The 19,778-nt window shown below is 36.4% G+C and carries 15 protein-coding genes; 9 read left to right on the top strand and 6 right to left on the bottom strand.

Annotated elements, in window-relative coordinates; genetic code table 11:
• Positions 1–1,099, top strand: a 1,099-nt coding sequence (locus ACY651_RS01190; protein ID WP_462248869.1) for an LLM class flavin-dependent oxidoreductase, incomplete at its 5' end; no start/stop codon positions are given.
• Between the two features lie 6 nt (positions 1,100–1,105).
• Here the strand turns inward: ACY651_RS01190 and ACY651_RS01185 are convergent.
• Both ACY651_RS01185 and ACY651_RS01180 read right to left on the bottom strand, forming a co-directional pair.
• Entirely contained in the window at positions 1,106–3,982 is a 2,877-nt protein-coding gene (locus ACY651_RS01185) for a S8 family peptidase (RefSeq protein WP_462248867.1), read from the bottom strand.
• Between the two features lie 115 nt (positions 3,983–4,097).
• Complete coding sequence (locus ACY651_RS01180) at positions 4,098–4,940, bottom strand: M57 family metalloprotease (protein WP_462248865.1); 843 nt, start codon at positions 4,938–4,940, stop codon at positions 4,098–4,100.
• A gap of 201 nt (positions 4,941–5,141) precedes the next feature.
• Here ACY651_RS01180 and ACY651_RS01175 point away from each other — a divergent pair, with 201 nt between their 5' ends.
• From ACY651_RS01175 to ACY651_RS01160, 4 genes are all read left to right on the top strand, one after another.
• Entirely contained in the window at positions 5,142–5,324 is a 183-nt protein-coding gene (locus ACY651_RS01175) for a hypothetical protein (RefSeq protein WP_462248863.1), read from the top strand.
• Positions 5,325–5,465: 141 nt separating this feature from the next.
• Positions 5,466–6,440, top strand: a complete 975-nt coding sequence (locus ACY651_RS01170) for a Gfo/Idh/MocA family protein (protein WP_462248861.1) — start codon at positions 5,466–5,468, stop codon at positions 6,438–6,440.
• Positions 6,441–6,562: 122 nt separating this feature from the next.
• Positions 6,563–7,717 (top strand): serine hydrolase domain-containing protein, encoded by a 1,155-nt coding sequence (locus ACY651_RS01165; RefSeq protein ID WP_462248859.1) that lies wholly within the window; start codon positions 6,563–6,565, stop codon positions 7,715–7,717.
• 110 nt (positions 7,718–7,827) lie between these two features.
• Positions 7,828–9,945 carry a glycoside hydrolase family 36 protein gene (locus ACY651_RS01160; RefSeq protein WP_462248857.1) on the top strand — a complete coding sequence of 706 codons (2,118 nt, stop codon included), beginning with the start codon at positions 7,828–7,830 and terminating at the stop codon, positions 9,943–9,945.
• Positions 9,946–9,961: 16 nt separating this feature from the next.
• Here ACY651_RS01160 and ACY651_RS01155 read toward each other — a convergent pair whose 3' ends face one another.
• From ACY651_RS01155 to ACY651_RS01140, 4 genes are all read right to left on the bottom strand, one after another.
• Positions 9,962–10,732 carry a cupin domain-containing protein gene (locus ACY651_RS01155; protein WP_462248855.1) on the bottom strand — a complete coding sequence of 257 codons (771 nt, stop codon included), beginning with the start codon at positions 10,730–10,732 and terminating at the stop codon, positions 9,962–9,964.
• A 688-nt stretch (positions 10,733–11,420) separates the two neighbouring features.
• Complete coding sequence (locus tag ACY651_RS01150; protein ID WP_462248853.1) at positions 11,421–12,512, bottom strand: hypothetical protein; 1,092 nt, start codon at positions 12,510–12,512, stop codon at positions 11,421–11,423.
• A 111-nt stretch (positions 12,513–12,623) separates the two neighbouring features.
• On the bottom strand, positions 12,624–13,187 hold the full coding sequence (locus ACY651_RS01145) for a deoxycytidylate deaminase (protein WP_462248851.1): 564 nt from the start codon (positions 13,185–13,187) through the stop codon (positions 12,624–12,626).
• Between the two features lie 103 nt (positions 13,188–13,290).
• On the bottom strand, positions 13,291–15,393 hold the full coding sequence (locus tag ACY651_RS01140) for a T9SS type A sorting domain-containing protein (protein ID WP_462248849.1): 2,103 nt from the start codon (positions 15,391–15,393) through the stop codon (positions 13,291–13,293).
• A 645-nt stretch (positions 15,394–16,038) separates the two neighbouring features.
• Between ACY651_RS01140 and ACY651_RS01135 the strand changes: the two genes are divergently transcribed.
• The 4 genes from ACY651_RS01135 to ACY651_RS01120 all read left to right on the top strand — a co-directional run bounded on the left by ACY651_RS01135 (position 16,039) and on the right by ACY651_RS01120 (position 19,734).
• Positions 16,039–16,599, top strand: a complete 561-nt coding sequence (locus ACY651_RS01135) for a GNAT family N-acetyltransferase (protein ID WP_462248847.1) — start codon at positions 16,039–16,041, stop codon at positions 16,597–16,599.
• 103 nt (positions 16,600–16,702) lie between these two features.
• Positions 16,703–17,386, top strand: coding sequence for a hypothetical protein (locus tag ACY651_RS01130; protein WP_462248845.1), 684 nt, complete (start codon positions 16,703–16,705; stop codon positions 17,384–17,386).
• A gap of 175 nt (positions 17,387–17,561) precedes the next feature.
• Positions 17,562–18,638, top strand: coding sequence for an acyloxyacyl hydrolase (locus ACY651_RS01125; protein ID WP_462248843.1), 1,077 nt, complete (start codon positions 17,562–17,564; stop codon positions 18,636–18,638).
• A gap of 106 nt (positions 18,639–18,744) precedes the next feature.
• Positions 18,745–19,734: a hypothetical protein gene (locus ACY651_RS01120; protein ID WP_462248841.1), complete on the top strand. Its 990-nt coding sequence runs from the start codon at positions 18,745–18,747 to the stop codon at positions 19,732–19,734.
• The last annotated feature ends 44 nt before the right edge of the window (positions 19,735–19,778 follow it).

Below are 19,778 nucleotides of genomic sequence, written 5' to 3'. Positions count from 1 at the left end.
TATCAAATTATTTCAAATTTGCAATAATTTGATATTAGCCATTCTTATCTTTGCAAAAAAATTACATATGGAATTAGGCATTGGCATGTTTGGCGATGTGCACATAAATAAAAACGGCAAAACACAACCTGCCGGCCAACGGCTGCAGGAAATTATTGAAGAAATAAAATTGATGGATGAGCTGGGCCTGGATTTTTATGGAATTGGTGAACATCACCGGCCGGATTATGCAGTATCCACACCAGAAATTATTTTAGCAGCAGCTGCAACAGTTACAAAAAAAATAAAATTGGGCAGTGCTGTCTCGGTATTAAGTTCGGCCGATCCGGTTAAATTATACCAGAGTTTTGCTACCATAGATTTGATAAGTAATGGAAGGGCAGAGCTGGTGGCAGGCCGTGGAAGTTTTATAGAATCGTTTCCTTTGTTTGGTTATGATTTAAAAGATTATGATAATTTATTTGAAGAAAAATTAAACCTGCTGCTTAAAATTAATAATGAAGATCCGGTAACATGGAAAGGAAAATTCAGACCTGCATTAAACAATCAGCAAATTTTGCCCCGTGCAGTGAACAATCATTTAAATATTTGGGTGGCTGTTGGTGGTACACCAGAAAGTGTATTGAGAGCGGGCAAAGCTGGTTTGCCAGTTATTTTCGCCATCATTGGTGGTAATCCTGCACAATTTAAACCCTTGTTTGATTATTATAAAGAAGTGTACCAGCATTACAACTATGATATGCAAAAATTTCAGGTGGGTGTACACATGCATTCTTTTTTTGGAGAGGTGAGTAAACAAACCGCCGATGAATATTATCCTGTTTATTCTTCACAAATGGATAGGGTGGGCCGCAGCCGTGGCTGGCCACCTTATCAAAAAAATCAATTTGATTTTGGCAGAAGCAAAGAAGGCGCTTTAATTATTGGAGATGCTATTGAAGCTATTGATAAAATTTTACAAATGCAGGAGTTGTTTGGGCTCACCCGTTTTAGTGCACACATGGATGTAGGCGGTCCATCGCATAAAACCATGATGAAATCGATAGAGATTTTTGGAAATAAAATTGCGCCGAAGGTGAGAGAGGCGTTCAAGAAATAATTTTTATTATTGTATTACCAGTTTACCAGTTTCAATTACAACCTTATTTCCATTTAGCAATTTATAGATATAAACACCAGCAGACAAATCAGTAAATTTGATATTGGCAGGCAGCACTGCAAAACTTTTAACCAGCCTGCCACTGATGTCAAATAGTTGCAATGGATTATCGGAAGCTGTACCTTGTTGCAGACTATAATGTAGTGGAGCATTCCTTTTTACAGGGTTGGGATAAAATAAAATTTGTTTAGCACCTGAAGTAAGCACCTGTATAATATCTGTGTAAACTGTTTGTCCATTTTTTAGTTTAATGCGTACCCTTAAAAAAGTAGTACCTGCTGCAAGCGCATTGGTAAGCTGGTTGTAAATGGTTTTAGTATTTGTTTTTTGTGTACCAAAGTTTTCCAGTAATTGCCCGCCTGGGGTTACTCTTTCAAAAAAAATACTATCGGTGTAGCTGGCAATGCTTAGTTCAAGAATTATATCCAGTTTATTACCATCAAGTAAATTATAATAAATCGTTTTATAAAAACATTGCACTCCCTGTAAAGTAACATCAAAAGCAAGGCTGCGGATTGCGGGTAAATTATTGTTGAGTATCGGTTCCACAGCATATACAAAATACGGAAAAGTTGTTCTGTTGAAAACAAAAAAACTGTCGGTTGCCGTGGCAACATGTTTTAAATAAGGACTGTCGGTTAAAGCAAAAATTTTATACGCACTGGCATACACGTGCTTATTCCACGAAAGACGGAACGAATCTGCACAAATAAAATCTACCACTTGCCTGGTTACTCTGCTAATAATAAAACTGTTTGATAAAAAATTTCCGAATGGAGTTTCCATTTTTAATACAGCTGTACTGTTAGTGTCTTTTATTACCCACTGGTATTTATTGGTATAAATTTTATGTGCTGATTTTAACAACTGCCAGTTAGCGCCATTATTGTAGCTAATGTATAAATTGCCAGTGGTGTTTGTATCAGTCACAAATGTTTTCCATTTAATAACGAGGTTATCGTTTTCTTCCCGGTTTACATCGGAAGCAGTTTGCGGATTGGTAAAGTTGAAAGTATTTAGTGTGTCAATATTAAATACCACATTAAATGAAAGAGAAGTTGCGTTAACAATAGTGCCAGTAATTTTTATTTGATAAATACCGGCAGCGGGTAATTGAATGCTTACTTGCTCTGCAGTATTCAGCGAATCTCTTTTTCTTACAGCAGGCTTTGCAAGAGAATCGGTATTGGCAACAGTACTTAATACCCAGGGTTTAAAAATAGCGCCGGTGTTAAGTTCAGTTACTTCAAGATCAAGATCGTTAATAATGGCTTTGTTATTGTTTACTGGCGCAGCCGTATCGGTATAAGCCAATGTTATTTTTAATTGTGCAGCATTGGCAGGCACAGTTATATTTTTTGTAAATATTTGCGCTTGTGATAAACTGCCAGCATCGTATTTTTTTTGCTGCAAGGTTTTTATGCATGCATAACTGTTCAACAAACCATAACCGGTTTTATAATCAATGCCTTTATTAAAAACATCATCTGCGGTATTGTACATAATTGCTTTCAGTAAAGCAGCAGGCGGAAGGTTTTGATTGTTGCTGTCGGCATGTACCTGTTGCAGTACAGCAACAAGGCCGGTTACAGCTGCTGCCGCATCCGAAGTGCCGTTAGGCCCAAGCGCTGTTATTTGCGGAGCAATGCGGCCATCGTATAATGGGCCGGCAGAACTTTCAGCTGCAATATTTCCTTTGTTATCTATTGCCGCTACAGTGATAATATTTTTTGCCATTTTAAAATTACCAGTAAGGTTGGCATAGCCGGATAGATTGGCATATTTGCCATCGATTGCAAAAGCGCCCCCTCTGTTGCCGGCTGAAAAAACATGCACAAAATTTTTATTTTGCCAGTTATGTGCATCATAGCTCACGGCTTCGGCGCCATAAAACTGTTGTATAACGGTTCCGTATGAATGATTTTGTACTGACACGTTGGCGTGGTTTAATACAGCTGCATCATCTGCAAATAAATTAGCAAAACTGCTGGGAAAAAATTTACAGCCATTAGCAATGCCACGGCCATCATAAAAACTATTACCTGCACCACCAATTATTGATGATATAATTGTAGCATGACTTTCAACACCTGTTGCAGCAATAGGGGAAGATAAAATTCTTTTATAGAGATCAAGATCGGTGGCTTCCATTTTTTGTTCCTTAACACCTGCCACAATATTTTTTCCATTGGCTCCGGGTATCATATAATCAACAGCATTTACACCATGAAAACTTCTGTCGTAACCTATGATGCCAATTTCTGTTTGGGGTTGTTGTTGTACATCAACAAAAATAATTTCGTTAAGTGAGAGTAGTTGTGTTTTTAAAAAACTTGCTTTGCAGCGGGCAATAACTGAATGCGAAGGATTATTTACACTAATAATTTTTATCTTGCTGGAAAATTGTTGCAATACTTTTAATAAAATGTTGATGTCCCTGCCGGTAAAAATATAGTTGTTAACGGTGTATTTAGTTATTTCTTTTTGTGCCGCAGGCGAAATTTTCCAGAGATTATTTGCAATGGCAAATTTTAATGATGGGAATTGTGTTTTGTTTTGATCTGGCAATATAATAATGGCGGTTTGTTCATCAAGTTGCCGGATAACTTTTAATGCACACGGTATTTCATTTTTCCACTGACATATATAATAAGCAGTTGTTTTTTTGTTTCCGCCACTAGTTTCGGTAAATGCTTCAAATAAACTGTCACTATTTTTTTTTGAATGGTTTTGTGCAGCTACGGTAATTTGTATAAAAAAAAACATGCAGCAGCATACATACTTTAAAATATCTTTCTCCACCCCAAAAAAAACTTTGCCCATGTACTTTCTATTATTTTAAGAGAATAAAATTACTGATAATAGGGCTTGCACAGTTGTTTAAAAAAAAGAAAATCCCTTTCCATTCAGGAAAGGGATTTTTATAGAATAGTAAATATTAATAAACATAGTTTAATGCTGTGCCGTCGGCAGAACTGAATGCAGGGCTGTTGTTGGTACAAGCCATCATCCACGAATTGTAAGAACCTGTAACGGTTGTTGGTGTGCCGGGAATATGAACTGCACCTACACCTGCTGAACCTTCATTGGCATTTTGTCCGCAACTGGAGCGGTTCATATAATCAGTATGGCGGAAACCAATGCAATGGCCAATTTCGTGTGCTATTACTTCATCAGCTTTGTTAGCAGTACTTAAATAACTTGTAGCACAGCTGCTGGTGCTTAATGTAAATCCGCTGGATGGATTACCGCTTGCCGTAGGAAAACCGGAAGCCTGGCCTAAGATACAACCACCTGTTGAAGTAGTGCCTAAATTAGCGCCGGTAATAACAATGTTGCCTCCGCTGGTTACACGCTGAAAACGGATTTTCAGGTTCAGGTTATTATACCTTGCCAATGCCTGGTCTAACCCGGTTGAATAATAAGAAGGAAAACCAGAACCTAAACGAACAGTGATAATGCGCTGGCCGGTTGCCGGTGTGCTTACTATCCTGGTAGTGCGGTAATGTTCTTCATTAGCAACAATTAATTCATGGTCGGGGCTTGTGCCAGCCAATTCATTTAACTGTGCAGCAGATAACAGCATATCACCTTCAACAAGGTAATTGCCATCAGCAGTTTTTTCGGCCCAGTTACTGTTAAAGCCTGCGGTTGTAATCATTGTTCTTTCATCTTGCGATAATGCATTGGCATTCGCATCGGTGTTAGCGATTTTTTTACAACTAACAAATGTGCTGCCTAATAGTAATGCTAAAGCAGTGTTCCTGATCAGTTTTTTCATTTTTTTAGTTTTAGTTTTAGTTTTAGTTAAATGCGTTACCCTTACAATTTAAATAGTTTTTTGCTAACACAAGCATCATAAAGGCGTAATTTATCAACAGTAAAATTACTTACAAATTTTACGCAAGGCATGCATATTATCTAAGCTCCGGCTTTTTGCTGTACAATTATTTTTATAACTTTATGCAAAGCTCATACTAAATTGAAATTTCAATCATTTCAGCAAAGCATAAATGCAACAGCACCGCCGCAACAAATTTCGGTATATTTATTGGCTATGTGGTACGATGCTAATGATAATTGGGAGAAAGCACATGCCATGGTGGATAATCTTAATGATGCAACGGCCTGCTGGGGCTTACCTGCATCGCAAAGAGGGCGATAACGGCAATGCCAATTACTGGTACATCAAAGCGGATAAAAAAATACCTTCAGTTAGTTTAGCAGAAGAATGGGAAAATATTGTAAAAGCATTGTTGTAAATTATTTTTATTTTACAGTACTATTTAATAAATAATTACCTGCTATGCAAAAAATAAACTGGGGCATTATCGGCTGCGGCGATGTAACCGAAATAAAAAGCGGCCCTGCATTTAATAAAGTATCCAACTCATCTTTAGTTGCTGTAATGCGGCGAGATGCTGCTAAAGCTGCCGACTATGCAGAGCGCCATAATGTGCCTAAATGGTATAATGATGCTGATAAATTAATTAACGACCCCGGGGTAAATGCTATTTATATTGCAACGCCACCTGACGCTCACGAAATGTATGCATTAGCCGCTATTAACGCCGGTAAGCCGGTGTATGTTGAAAAACCCATGGCCCTTAATTATGCTGCTGCAAAAAATATGGCTGCAGCAGCTGCAGAAAAAAATATAAAATTATCGGTGGCACATTACAGGAGAGAGTGGCCGCTGTTTAAAAAAGTAAAACAATTGATAGATGAAAAAGCAATTGGGGAAATTTTATTGGCTCGCCTCGAATTTTATAAACCACCACTAACAGCTGAGGAACTTTCCACTAATCATCATGCATGGCGGGTAAATCCTGCAATAGCCGGTGGCGGCCTTTTTCATGATTTGGCACCGCACCAGCTGGATTTAATGTATTATTTTTTTGGTGCTGTACAAAAAGTTACCGGTATTGCAACAAATCAATGTGCTAATTATATTGCCGATGATTTGGTTGCCGGAAGTATTCTGTTTGAAAGTGGTGTTGCTTTTAGTGGTGCCTGGTGTTTTAATGCAGCTACCGCTGCCGACCATTGCGAAATAATTGGCACTGCTGGCAGCATACGGTTTAGTTTTTTTAGTGGCAATACTATTACTGTAGTTGCTAATGGAGCAACTGCTATTTTTACATTTGATACATTGCAGCATGTACAACAACCCATGATTGAAAAAGTAGTGCAGTATTTTTTAGATGATATACCAAATCCATGCAGTGGCGAAGAAGGAGCGGAAGTGATGCGGTTACTGCAGGAGTTTGCCGGCAGATAAATGGTATATTTAGAAAGTGAAGAAAATAATTAATAATAATTGTGATTATTTTTTTCTTATAATACCTGTTCCGAAATTTTCAAACCAAAAAATAATACCCAACCAATCTAATGCACAAATACATGAACCGTAAAGCAAATTTTTTCTTCATCCTTTACTTTCCGCTTTTCGTTAACACGGTTAAAGCACAACAATTATATTTTCCTGATACAGGATGGCTGGTAAAAAATCCGGCAGAAGTTGGAATGAATAAAATATTTTTAGACAGTGCGGTTTCATTTGCAATAAAAAATGAAAACAGTGTAGAATATGATTTAAGAATTGCAAATATTAAAGCTTACGCCAAAGAACCTGATTACAAAATACTGGGACCCATGAAACAGCGGGGCGGCCCTGCAGGTGTCGTTATTAAAAACGGTTTCATTGTAGCGCAATGGGGTGATGTAAACAGGGTTGATATGACCTTTAGTGTTACCAAAAGTTTTTTATCTGCAGTAACCGGATTGGCAATAGACAATGGCTTAATTAAAAATGTAAACGACCCTGTAAATGATTATGTAAAAGATGACACTTATGATGGACCGCATAATTCCAAAGTAAAATGGCAGCACTTGCTTACGCAAACATCCGATTGGTCGGGATGCCAGTTTGGCATTTGCGATTGGGCCGACAGGCCACCCAAAGAAGGCAATATTGATGATTGGAAAAATAGGAAACTTTTGGAACCCGGCAGTCAATTTGAATACAATGATGTAAGGGTGAATTTGCTTGCGTACTCCCTGTTGCAGGTTTGGCGTCAGGCGCTGCCGGTAGTACTTAAAAATAAAATAATGGATCCCATTGGTGCATCAACAACCTGGCGATGGCACGGTTATGATAATGCATTTGTGAATATGGACGGGCTGATGATGCAGTCGGTAAGTGGCGGTGGCCATCATGGTGGCGGCATCTTTATTAACACAATGGATATGGCAAGATTTGGCCTGTTATTTTTACGAAATGGTAAATGGAAAAACCAGCAGCTACTTTCACCTAAATGGATACACGAAGGCCGTCAGCCTTCAGCTGCAAACAAATCGTACGGTTATCTCTGGTGGACCAACAGCGAAAATAAATGGAAAGATGTACCTGCAAGTACGTATTATGCTGCCGGGTTTGGAGGTAATTTTATTATTATTGATGATGAACATGACTTACTGGTGGTAACCCGTTGGATCGATGATAAAAAGATAGGGGAGTTTATGGCTTTGGTGAATAAGAGTATTGAAAAGAAATAATTTTAGAATTAAAGAAACAACACAGTAGCGTTAACCGGCATATGGTTATTCAATAAAAAGACTTTTATTAAAAGTGAACCATTAATTGATTATTAGATTAAAGAATTTAAATGAAAAAATACTCCTTGTTATTTTTTATTTGTCTTTTAAATTTTTATTCAGCAAGTATTGCACAACCATTTGCATCATGGACAAAGACGGAGTTAAAACTAACTAATGGTGTTGTGGAAAGAATAATAAAGTTGCCTGCTGAAAAAGGTGAATTTATCACCACATTGTATAAACCTGTTGCTGGTGAATTTTGGTACTTCGAAAAAAGCAATTCCGATTTTCAGTTTGAAATTAATGGAAAAATATATAGCGGAAAGGGGAATTGGTTTTTTAAAAATATTAATAAATATACCGATGCAAAAACGGGTGATGGCGCTTCTGTAACGCTGATAAGTGCAGATAAAAAAATAGAACTCAGCCTGCAATTTTTATTGTATCCCGGCTTGCCGGTTATCCGTAAAAATTTAGTTATAAAAAATATTACCACTCAAACAATTAAGTTAGAATCGGTGGATGTAGAAAAGTTTGAAGTAGTAGAATACTGGCCAACTACTTATAGCTGGATATTTCATGATTATGGCCGCAGAAAATCTATTGGCTCCTATGATGGCAATATGCAGGATGCCCTGATTAACATTTATGATAATGATTGGCAACAGGGTATTGTTATAGGCAACGAAGCCGCCGGGGTAATAAAGCATACTTCAGTTTACTGGCAGGAGCAAACTATCAGCGCCGGGCTTACACATAAAAATTCACGGTTTCCATTCAGAAAATATATTAAACCCGGCGAAATCTTTACTACTCCTCAGGTTTTTACTGCTGTGTATAACGGTTGCAAAAATCCTGATGAAATCATCAATACCGCCATCCCGGATTTTATAAGAAAGCACATGGGTATCCGCCTTGAAACATTATCACAAAAACCCACTTTTGTTTATAATACCTGGGTGCCTTTTGGCACAAACATCAATGAGAAACTGGTAATGGAACTGGCTAAAGCGGCTGCTGCTGCAGGCATGAAAGAGTTTATTATAGACGATGGATGGCAAAAAGATTATGGTGATTGGGAAATAGATTCTGCCAAATTTCCTAACGGGTTAAAGCCGGTTTTCGATTATATAAAATCGCTTGGTATGAAACCCGGGCTATGGGTAAGTGTGGGTAGTGCAACACCAAAAAGTAAAGTATTTAAAGAACATCCCGAATGGTTTGTAAAAGGAGCTAATGGAAATTTTTCTAACCTGCACCAGCCGGAAACTTCTTTCGATGCCCGTTCCGCTTGTTTTAGTACCGGATGGAAGGAGTATATAAAAAAAATCCTGCTCCGCTTATCCCTGGATTATGGGTTAGAATATTTGAAACTTGATTTTGCAGTAGTAACAAGCCCTTATCGTTTTGACAATAAAGTATCCGGCTGTTATGCTGCTAATCACCCTTTGCATAAAGACCATCACGAATCTTTTTATGTAAACTACGAAAGAGTTTGGCAACTGTTTGATGAGCTGCATGCTGCAAAACCTAACTTATTTATTGATTGCACATTTGAAACAATGGGAGGCTTACAATTGATTGATTATGCTATGCTGAAACATGCAGAGGGTAACTGGCTCTCTAATTTTTTAGGTCCTGAAGCAAAAGTTGATTTACGCATTAGAAACATGGCCTGGTGGCGTTCGCCTGCAATGCCAGCTACTGCATTGGTAATTGGTAACCCCGAAATGCAGGATACAGCATGGGATCTGCATATTAAATCGCTGGCAGGTGCATTGCCCATAATGCTTGGCGACCCAAGAAAATTATCGGATAACGATTTGAAAAAATACAGGCATTTTGCCAACTGGCTGCAACAGATGGAGAATAGCTACAGCATTATGAGTTACCGGCAAGACCTTACCGGCTACGGAGAGCCGAAGGAAGGAATGTGGGATGGATTTCAACGGATTAATACAGAAACAAAAGCTGGAGGTATAGTTGGTATATTCAGGCATGGAGCTGCAGCAACAAAACAACTGGTTACTGTAAATTATTTGTTACCGGATAAAGTATACCACGTAAAAAAAATAGATGGCACTATATTAATTACACAATCAGGCACTGATTTAAAAACAAAAGGTTTTGAAGTAGTGATTAATAAACTATATGATGGCGAACTGTTTGAAATAAGCAGAGAATAAAAAAATACTTACAGCCTTATCTCCATTTAAATGCAAAATAGCTGCAGGGTTTAACAGTTGCATTACCTATGCCGTGCATTTTTCCACTTTCGGCAATGTACAAATCACCAGGGCCAGCGGTATAATTTATTCCATCAATGGTCATTTCAGTTTCGCCATCAATAACTAAAATTACTTCTGTATCCACATGCTGATGCGGTGCATGGCTGGCCCCTTTTTGTTTTAGATAAGTAATATGCATTTCGTAATTGCTGCACATGGCAGTAGGCCTGTCAAAATATTTACGGGCACCTTTATTATTAGTTTCTTTATAAACCAGTGAATCAAGATTTAATAATAATGCACCGCCTGCCTTTATACTTCTTTCAATATCCATATTTTTTTTAGAGCGAAACTGCAATACATAATAGGTGAGTGGGCCGTCGCCAATATTTTCGAATGTTTGCGGTTGCATAGGAGGTATCAAAATTACACTGCCTTTGCCTAATACCGCTGTTGTATCGCCAATGGTGCATTTCATGGTGCCTTCTTTTATAATAATTACTTCTTCAATATCTTTTTGTGTATGCACCGGCCTTGGCACGGCACCTTTAAACTGTGTGGTGGCATGTATGGAGAAGTATTCAAATTCTGCAGTAGTGCCTTGTAATAATTTACGGCTTTCACGCAGTCCGTCTTTTTTAACAGCAAGTTCATTCCAGTGATAAACGCCTGATGTAACAGGCTGCAGTTGTGCAATTGTATTTAAAGAAATGGAAAGTAAAACTAAAAAAAGAATAATTTTCATAATTAAATTTATTAGAATTAATATAAGCTAAAGATAAATTATTTATAGCATCATAAAACGGTGTAATAGGATAAATACGAGGTGGATTACAAAACTGCCTGCATTGTTTGAAAACAAAATGGGGCAGTAAATTTGCATCAGACTTTTTGCAATACTGTAAACAATACTAAGTGCAAATAAAGAAAATTACGCTGCTTTTTTACTAAGTATTTAAAGGTGGTTATTTTATTAACTAAATCGGCTGTTGGTATGGTTTTTGGAATTTAATAAAAAAATCCAACACTATGAGAGCTATATCCTTTTTGATTGTAGTATGTCTTGCTTTTTTTATTTTACTTTTTACCACACTTACTTACATGTTGTCGGTTATTTTAAATTTAATTAATTAACGACTGCATATCATTTTGCCGCCACCTGGTTTATAATAAATCAGGATAAAAATTTGTATGCTGTTTCAGAAGATAAAAATAAATTTTTGCCGGTAAGGGTAAGGGCAATTGTATTTATTGCCTGCAAATTTTTATAATGCTTATTATTGCCAGAGCAATTATTATTTAAAAAACATGAAATGAATTTTAAATAATCTCTTAACGAAATATTTTTTTTTGCAAAACTATTAATTAAGTAAATGGCAGCACCAATTTTTGATGCTGCCATTATATTATTGGGGTTAGTAAGCTCAGTAATCTCAGTAATCGTTATTAACGGTATAAGGCTTTTCTTTGGGGCCTTTAAACTCGTCAAGATCAATATTAAAATGCCGGGTGTAAATATTTGATTGCTGAAACTGGTTTTTTAAACGCAATGCTGTTTCCTGAAATGATTTACCCACAGCGGTATGAAAATCGTTTAGTATAAGGCCATTGGCTTGCTGCATCATTTGCTCAGGATCATCTAAGTAATAATATAAAACAGCAAGGTTAAAATAACTGGCATACCTAATTTTACGATCGTGTTTTTTAGAACCGCTGTAAGTTGTTTTGATACTTTCAAAATAATCAATCACAGGTTTTAATTTTTCACGTGCCCCTTCAATTGATTTGCTGGCGTTCATACTAAAAAGTACCTCACTCATCAATTGAAATGCTTTTCTGTCATCATCATATTCAGGATGTTTCCTGCTGCCAATAACCCACATAAAATCATCAGTGGTTATTGCTGCAAAGCCAAAATTATCGGTAATTCTTTCGCTCAGGTAATGCATTGCCCTGTTTACGCATTTTCGGAAAAGCTCTTTTGTAATACTTAATGAATTGAGTACAAAGTATCCTTCGGCTAATGGACGCAGTGCAAATTCAGGACTGTTATACACCTGCTTGTAGTTGCGGCTGGCCAGTTCTTCGTCCATTACATGTATGCCTTTATAATCATTTATTTGTGCAGTGGCAGCAAAAGTATATACCACCTGCTGGTAATAAACAATTTTTGTTCCGGTGATGACCCCATTTCTGTCTTTAGTAGTTATTGCTCTTTCTTTTATTGATACTGTTTCAGGAAGAAGGTCTTCCAGTTTTACCTGTATATTAATATGGCCATCTTGCCCAAGTTTTCGCCAGCCTTCCAGCAAAACTGTATTCGAAGGATCTGAATCCTGCATGAATGGCTGCATCATTTTTGTACTGTTTACCAATACATTGTAAGTGCGGTAAGTGCTGTCTAATTTTAAATTGGGCAGGTTACGAAACTGCACTTTAAAATTGAAACGGTCGAGGTCAACTCGTTTTTGTGCGGCAAGTGTTGCTGACACAAATAATAAAAGAAAAAGGTAATATTTTTTCACGTTATATTAGACTGGTACAGGCTATAAACGTAAATACCCGGAAAATATTTTCCTGTTTCCTTTACTGGCTGTCACACAACTTATTTTTTTTATTAAGATGGCAGGTTACCATTACACATCAGCTTCATTAAATGATAATACTAAATTATTTACAGTTGCAATAACCTTACGGCAGTCAACACCTGCTTTATCAAGCATCCGCCGTGATGCTTTGGCAGTATCGGTACCGGCATATTTATCGGAGAGATAAATTACTTCGCTTATGCCGGATTGTATAATGGCTTTTGCACATTCGTTGCAGGGAAAAAGTGCGGTGTAAATTTTACAGCCTTTTAAATCCATGCCAATATTATTTAAAATGGCATTTAATTCTGCATGGCAGATGTATGGATATTTTGTTTGCAAAAAATCGCCCTGTTTTTCCCACGGAAATTCATTATCATCGCAACCCAGTGGAAGGCCATTGTAGCCTGCGCCAACAATTTTATTTTTATCATTTACAATGCAAGCACCCACCTGAGTGCTGGGGTCTTTACTTCGTTGTGCACTCAGCAATGCAACTCCCATAAAGTATTCATCCCAACTTATATAACCTTGTCTTTTTTTTAATGATGCCATAATGCGGTATTGAATGGTATATCCTGTAATACGAATGTAATACATTTGGTTTTTCAAAAAATAATTTTTACTGTTGTCATTTTATACTTTCTTTTCAAAAAATAAATATAAAAAAAGCCGCCTTAATTTATTAAGACGGCTTTGTTAAAATATAAAATTATTATTGCTTAATAAATTTTTGCTGAACAGCTACACCACCACAATACACATTTACAACATACACACCGGGTGTAAGCTGATTTACATTAATAGTTTGTGTTTGATTGCTGTTGGTAGCTTTAACTCTTTTAGTTACCTGGCCAACTGAATTAATTACATCATACAATACTTCTTTATTCTGCCAAGTTGCAGGTATAGTAACATGCAGATCGTTTACTGTTGGATTAGGAAAAGTTTGAATTGAAATGGTGCTTTCATTTAAGTTACGTAACCTGATAATTACTGTTGCAGAGTTTTTATATTTACCATCATTGTCAATCATACGAAGGCGGTAATAAATAACACCGCTCTGTATTGATGCAATATTATCGGCAATGCTGTATGTATTGGCAGTACTTGTTGTGTTAGCAAAAATAACTGCTGCATCAGTAAAGTTTACCGCATCTGTACTTCTTTCAACAACATAACGGTTTACATTTATTTCCGAAGAGGTTATCCATTTTAAATCAGCTTTTTTTCCGTTGCTGTTTAAAGTAGCATTAAAAGATTCTAAGTTTAAAGGTAAAGTAGTCTGGTTAGGATACACAAAACCCTTCATATACATTCCATACTGGCGTGGCGATTGAGAAGGATTTGTTTTTAATGTACCTAATTTTACTGTAAAAGAAGAAACATTGGTATTTGTTGCAGAAAACATATTAGCTATACTTGCTGTATCAATACCGCTTCTTTCTACCCCTGCAATATTTATTGCACGAAAAGTACCTAGTACAGGCTGTGTCATTGAAATATCCATTGTTGTACCCATGTACACTGCCGAAGCACCTGCACCTAATGCTATTTCATCAAATTCTTTAAGTGAATTGCTGCCATCAATATCTAAAGCGGTAATATTTAAGCTGTTCATGGTGTAGTTTGCATTGCTGCCAGATATTTTAAAATTAACTTTAAATACAGCGTAGCTTTCACCAACAATTGAACCTGATTTTACTTCTGGTTGAAATCCTTCTAAATATCCAAGTCCTCCTGCATTATCGTCAATTTTTGTAATGCTGGCTCCACCAATAAGGCTGTCAATTTTTACCAGTACGTCTACACCCGGTGTTATACCTTCATACTTATATACAGCGCCCAGTTGCAATGCAGTACCAGAAACTAAAACTGGATCAATAGTAAAATTTAATTTAGCCGGACCCTGTGAAGCGATTGTTGCAGGAAAATAATTTAATGAACAATTTTCTGTTTGCGTTCCACTAAATTTTCCGTTAGGATTAAAAGTAAGTGATGGGCCACCGCAGTATGCATCTAAGTTAACGCCTGCAGTTATTACTCCACCCGATGCAAAAATGTTTGAATTGCCAATTGTATTTGTAGCATGATTTTTAAAAGTGATGTAATCGATATCCCCATTTGCGATACCTCCGTTTAACTTAAAATTGCCATTGCTGCCTGCTAATTGCGCTTTAAAAGATTGGAAATATACCGTACCGGCATTTACTGAAAAGTCGCCATTGCCATGCCATCCAACAGAAACAGAAGCATCGTAAAGTGTATCAAGCGACAATCCACTAAGTGTGTAATTTCCTCCAATTGTAAGTACACTGTTTTTTAAAATTCTTACACCTGCGGTTTGATTAATCCAGTCATCAGCAACTTCTACATAACTGTTAACTATATTAATATAGCCGCCTGTATTTTTAAAAGAGCCGTTTTGTGCGGTACCGGTTTCACCACCACCTGCAAAGCGGTATTGTCTGTATTCGCCGTTTGTGATGTAAATTTTTCCTCCAAGAAAATTTTCAAATTGTGTACTTGTGGGAACAATAAGTCTTGGTGAAACACCTGTAGGATTAGTGATATTAATTGTTCCGTAATTGGAAATATTACCACCCATATCGTACGATACGGAATGCTTAATATTTATTACAGCTGTTAAAGGAATTGAAGCTGGTGGAACAACTCCACCCTGCCAGGTTGCAGCATTACTCCATAAACCATTGGAAATGGAAGTGTAAGTTTGCGCATTTGCAACAGTGCTTAAAAGTAAATAAAGGACAAAAGTAAAAACAGTTTTTACTGTGTAAGAGGGTAGAATTTTTTTCATTGTTTCCAAAAATTAGAGGTACGAGATTGTTATTTTTTCGCTTAAACTTACTCTTGATTACATTGAAAAACGACCTTGTGATGGTGAAACATACTGTAGGGAAAATCCCTTTTTGTAATAGTAAGTTTCCAGTCGGGTACCTTTAATTCTTGTGGTACTTATGTAATTTCAGAGTAGATGTAAGCGAGTGCAAGATAAGGTACGTATTTAACACATGCAAGGTTTTGCGACTTTTTTTGCAAAAAAACCGTAAAATTACTATGATGTTTGATTTTCAATGGTTTATGATTAAAAATTTCTTTTTAGTTGGGTAAGATTATTTAAAAAGTATTGAAAATCAATGCAAAATATTTATTTGAGATCAGAAAAATAATAAAAAGAATACCTTTTAATCTTCAAATCAGCCCCAAATATTGCAAATTGCTACGCTGATACTTTACAGTAATTATATCCGGGCTCATTGATTTGAACACAATTCTAAATATATTTTTACTGTTAAATGCAGTCGATATTACTATTAATTACTGTGGCATGTTAGCGTAACCTTACTTGGTTAACTTACTTTAACACCGCCACAATCTTATATTAATATTCGTTGTTACAGACTGTAACTTTGTACAATAAATTATTACAATATAACCGACTATGCTTTCTCCCACAATTAATTTTCAGCCTTTACTCAAAAATGAATTGGTTATAGCTACACCACTTGAACCAGCCGATTTTGATATTCTATACAGTGCGGCTTCCGATCCATTAATATGGCAACAGCATCCCAATAAATACCGCTACCAGCGGCAGCAGTTTGAAAATTATTTTAAAGGTGCCATAGAATCAGGAGGTGCTTTTTTAGTAAGAGATGCCCGGACAAATGAAGTTATAGGAAGCAGCAGGTACAGTGATTACGATGCCGAAAAAAATACGGTTTCTATCGGTTACACTTTTTTTGTATGCAGCCATTGGGGTGCCGGACATAATTATGCACTAAAAAAATTAATGCTCGATCATATATTTCAGTTTGTCGACAGGGTTACCTTTTATATCGGTGCAGTTAATAAACGGTCTCAAATTTCTTTAGAAAGATTGGGCGCAATAAAAACCGGCGAAGCCGAAACGACTTATTATGGTGAAGCTGCCAAGCTGGATTATATTTATACTATTACAAAAGCGCATTGGTATCAGTTGCGTAAAACAATAACAGTTTAATGGGTTGTATTTAAATATTTCATTTATACAGCAAACGCTGCATCTTTTTGTTATAACTGCAGGTTACCAAAAGTTTTATAATTTCACAGCATAATTAAGGTTTATGAAAAGGTTTTTTTTATTAATAGCATTCTTTCTGGTTACAGTAATTTCTTTTTCACAATCCCTTAGTCAAGTTACTTTATCAGGCGCAACATCACTTTCGTCATTTAGTTTTCTTACAGATCAACAAGCTATAATTAGAGTAACACCAGATGGAAGGGTTTTGGAATGGGGAGTAGAAATGCAACAGGGACGTAATGGTTATTACCAGGGAAAACTTGATCCTTATATGGGAAGGGTTGATTATTACAGCCAGGATGCTGACGAAGCTATAAGGGGTAAAGTAAAGAGTGTTGGCGCCTGCAACATTACCTATTTTACATCATCAATGCCCGATGCACAAAGAGGAAAGGTAAAAACAATTGGCGCTGTTGCTCTGGATTATTATATGGATTATGACAATGAAAGTTATAAAGGCAAATTAAAATCAGCAGGGCATCTTTCTATTGCGTATTATGCTTCTTATGATAATGAATATTTCAGGGGGAAATTAAAATCCATTAGTAACACTTCGCTTACTTATTATTCTATTTTTGATGATAAGCTCAACAAAGGAAAAATAAAAAGCATTGGCACATCATTATACAGCTGGTATAATGAATTTGACCGTAAAGAATATCAGGGCGAAATGAAATCGAGTGCAACTATTCAAAAAATAAATGGGGTTACTTACAATATTTTTTAATTGGTATCGCTAAAATAAATCATCTTTTTATTAGTGGGGATGTAAACCAAAATTAAACTTCGTGTAAGCAAATTCGCCGGTATTGGAAAATTATTGCTGGCCTTTTAATTTCTTATTTCCATCTTCCTTAAATCTGTCAACATTAAATGAACGTATCTATCCCTAACAATTTATAATGATGCGTTGTATAATTTTAATTTTAATAATTTGTAACAGCTTACCTGTAGTAGCACAGGATGATTCTGCCCGGGTAAATTTTGGGTTAAAATTATACACGGGGCAAACTGTGGTACATACTCAATCGGTAAAAAATATTTTAGATGCCAACCCATTTGGTTTTGAACTGGAATGGGCTAAGCATCAAACTAATTTCGCTTCTTTTAATATCAGCAGTGCTTACGTAAAAACCGGTTGGGCTTTAAGTTATTTTAATTATGATCTGCCACTATTAGGGCATGCCGTTATTGCCTCACGGTTTATTGAGCCGCAATACCGCATTTTAAAAAAGGTGCAATTTGGTGTGAGAGCATCTGTTGGTGTTGCTTACCTAAGTAATCCTAATGATGCTGAAAAAAATCCAACTAACAATAATTATGCTTTACACATAAACCCGTATATGCATTTAGGAACCAGTTTAAATTTTCAATTATCAAAACATTTAAGTACTGGTTTACAAACTAATTTTCACCATATCTCCAATGGCAATATACAACAACCCAACAAAGGTATTAACTGGGTAACAGCTGCACTAAGCATGCATTATTACCCCGGCAATAATACTTTGCCAAAATATAAACGGGTACATAATAAATTTTGGAAAGATAAAAAAGCAAATGTGCAGGCAGGTGTTTTTTATGTGCCTTACCAGGGCTATTTTGAAAAATGGATGGCGCAAAGAAAATATGCTTTCGGTGCATTTGCAAAAATTACAAAACAAATTGGTGGTGCAAGTGCTGTAACTGCAGGTACCGAAATTTATTATAATAATTTTAAACAGGATGATAATGTAAAACGCATAACATCAGGTGTAGTTGCAGGCATACATGGCGGGCATGTTTTTCTTTTAGGTAAAGTACATTTTAGTCAGCAGATAGGTTTTGCATTTTATAATAAAATATATTTTCTTCCGAATTTTTATCACCGTTGGGGTTTGGACTACAATATCAACAATCGTTTTACTATTGGCGCTAACTTAAAAGCCAACAGCGATAATGCAGATTTTTTCGACATAAGGCTGGGAATAAACTTGTAAATACAACTTCTTTACTTAGTAAAAATACTTTTTACAGTAATTATCATTAAGCTCTTCTTCATTGGCGTAATTTTTGTGACTGAGCAGGTGTTTAAATTCAATCCTCATGAAAAATATATTACGCTCAGTCGTTTTCTCATCTTCTTTATTTATTTGTATTTTATTATTTGCATCATGCAGCAAAAATAAAATTGATAAAAAAATATCAACACCACCAGATAATGGCGGGGGAGGCAGCATAACATGCACCGCTACAAAAGCTGCCGCTGAAAACATACAAATATTTCCTGCAGATAATCCATGGAATAAAGATATTTCTGCTTCACCCATTGATCCATACAACACACAAATTATCTCAGGTATTTCAACTCCTGTAATTAAGGCTGATTTTGGAAGTGGACTATGGCAGGGTGCACCAATTGGTATTCCTTATATCGTTGTATGCGGCAATCAGCCAAAAATACCTATAAACTTTACCGACTATGGCGATGAAAGTGATGCCGGCCCTTATCCCATGCCGTTATCAGCACCCATTGAAGGAAATGGCAGTGGCGATGCACACGTTATTGCAGTGGATATAGAAAATAAAATTTTGTACGAACTTTTTTATGCCAGAGTTAATGGTAACCATTGGGATGCATCTTCTGGTGCAATTTTTAATCTTAACTCTAATCAACTCAGGCCCGAAACATGGACATCTGCTGATGCTGCAGGCTTACCAATTTTTCCTGGGCTGGTGCGCTACGATGAAATTTTAAAAGGAGTAATTGATCATCCAATAAGATTTACATTAACCAACAGCAATGTAAAACCTGCCTACATTTTTCCGGCACGCCATAAAGTAAACAGCACCGGCGGGCAATACAGTTTGCCTTTTGGTGCAAGAATAAGATTGAAAGAAAATTTTGATATCAGTAATTATTCGGCTACCAATCAAATTATTTTACGTGCTATGAAAAAGTATGGATTGATACTTGCTGATATTGGCAGCAATTTGTACATAACTGGTGCACCCGATGAAAGATGGAATAATGACGACCTGCGAAAACTGGGGCAGGTGCATGGCAGCGATTTTGAAGTGGTAAAATTTAATTGATTTACTTTTTGGTATAACTCTTCAATAAATAAAACATCACTTCA

The organism is Ferruginibacter sp. (genome assembly GCF_031391665.1).
In the GTDB taxonomy this organism is placed as follows: Bacteria; Bacteroidota; Bacteroidia; order Chitinophagales; family Chitinophagaceae; genus Ferruginibacter.
The sequence above is the reverse complement of the archived record's forward strand: the minus strand, read 5'-3'. Positions and strand labels throughout refer to the sequence as shown.

Excerpts from the sequence above, each read along its gene's own strand:
- ACY651_RS01155 (WP_462248855.1), bottom strand. The coding sequence starts at position 10,732 with ATGAAAATTATTCTTTTTTTAGTTTTACTTTCCATTTCTTTAAATACA.
- ACY651_RS01180 (WP_462248865.1), bottom strand. The coding sequence starts at position 4,940 with ATGAAAAAACTGATCAGGAACACTGCTTTAGCATTACTATTAGGCAGC.
- ACY651_RS01130 (WP_462248845.1), top strand. The coding sequence starts at position 16,703 with ATGAAAAGGTTTTTTTTATTAATAGCATTCTTTCTGGTTACAGTAATT.
- ACY651_RS01135 (WP_462248847.1), top strand. The coding sequence starts at position 16,039 with ATGCTTTCTCCCACAATTAATTTTCAGCCTTTACTCAAAAATGAATTG.
- ACY651_RS01170 (WP_462248861.1), top strand. The coding sequence starts at position 5,466 with ATGCAAAAAATAAACTGGGGCATTATCGGCTGCGGCGATGTAACCGAA.
- ACY651_RS01185 (WP_462248867.1), bottom strand. The coding sequence starts at position 3,982 with ATGGGCAAAGTTTTTTTTGGGGTGGAGAAAGATATTTTAAAGTATGTA.
- ACY651_RS01165 (WP_462248859.1), top strand. The coding sequence starts at position 6,563 with ATGAACCGTAAAGCAAATTTTTTCTTCATCCTTTACTTTCCGCTTTTC.
- ACY651_RS01140 (WP_462248849.1), bottom strand. The coding sequence starts at position 15,393 with ATGAAAAAAATTCTACCCTCTTACACAGTAAAAACTGTTTTTACTTTT.
- ACY651_RS01125 (WP_462248843.1), top strand. The coding sequence starts at position 17,562 with ATGATGCGTTGTATAATTTTAATTTTAATAATTTGTAACAGCTTACCT.
- ACY651_RS01160 (WP_462248857.1), top strand. The coding sequence starts at position 7,828 with ATGAAAAAATACTCCTTGTTATTTTTTATTTGTCTTTTAAATTTTTAT.
- ACY651_RS01120 (WP_462248841.1), top strand. The coding sequence starts at position 18,745 with ATGAAAAATATATTACGCTCAGTCGTTTTCTCATCTTCTTTATTTATT.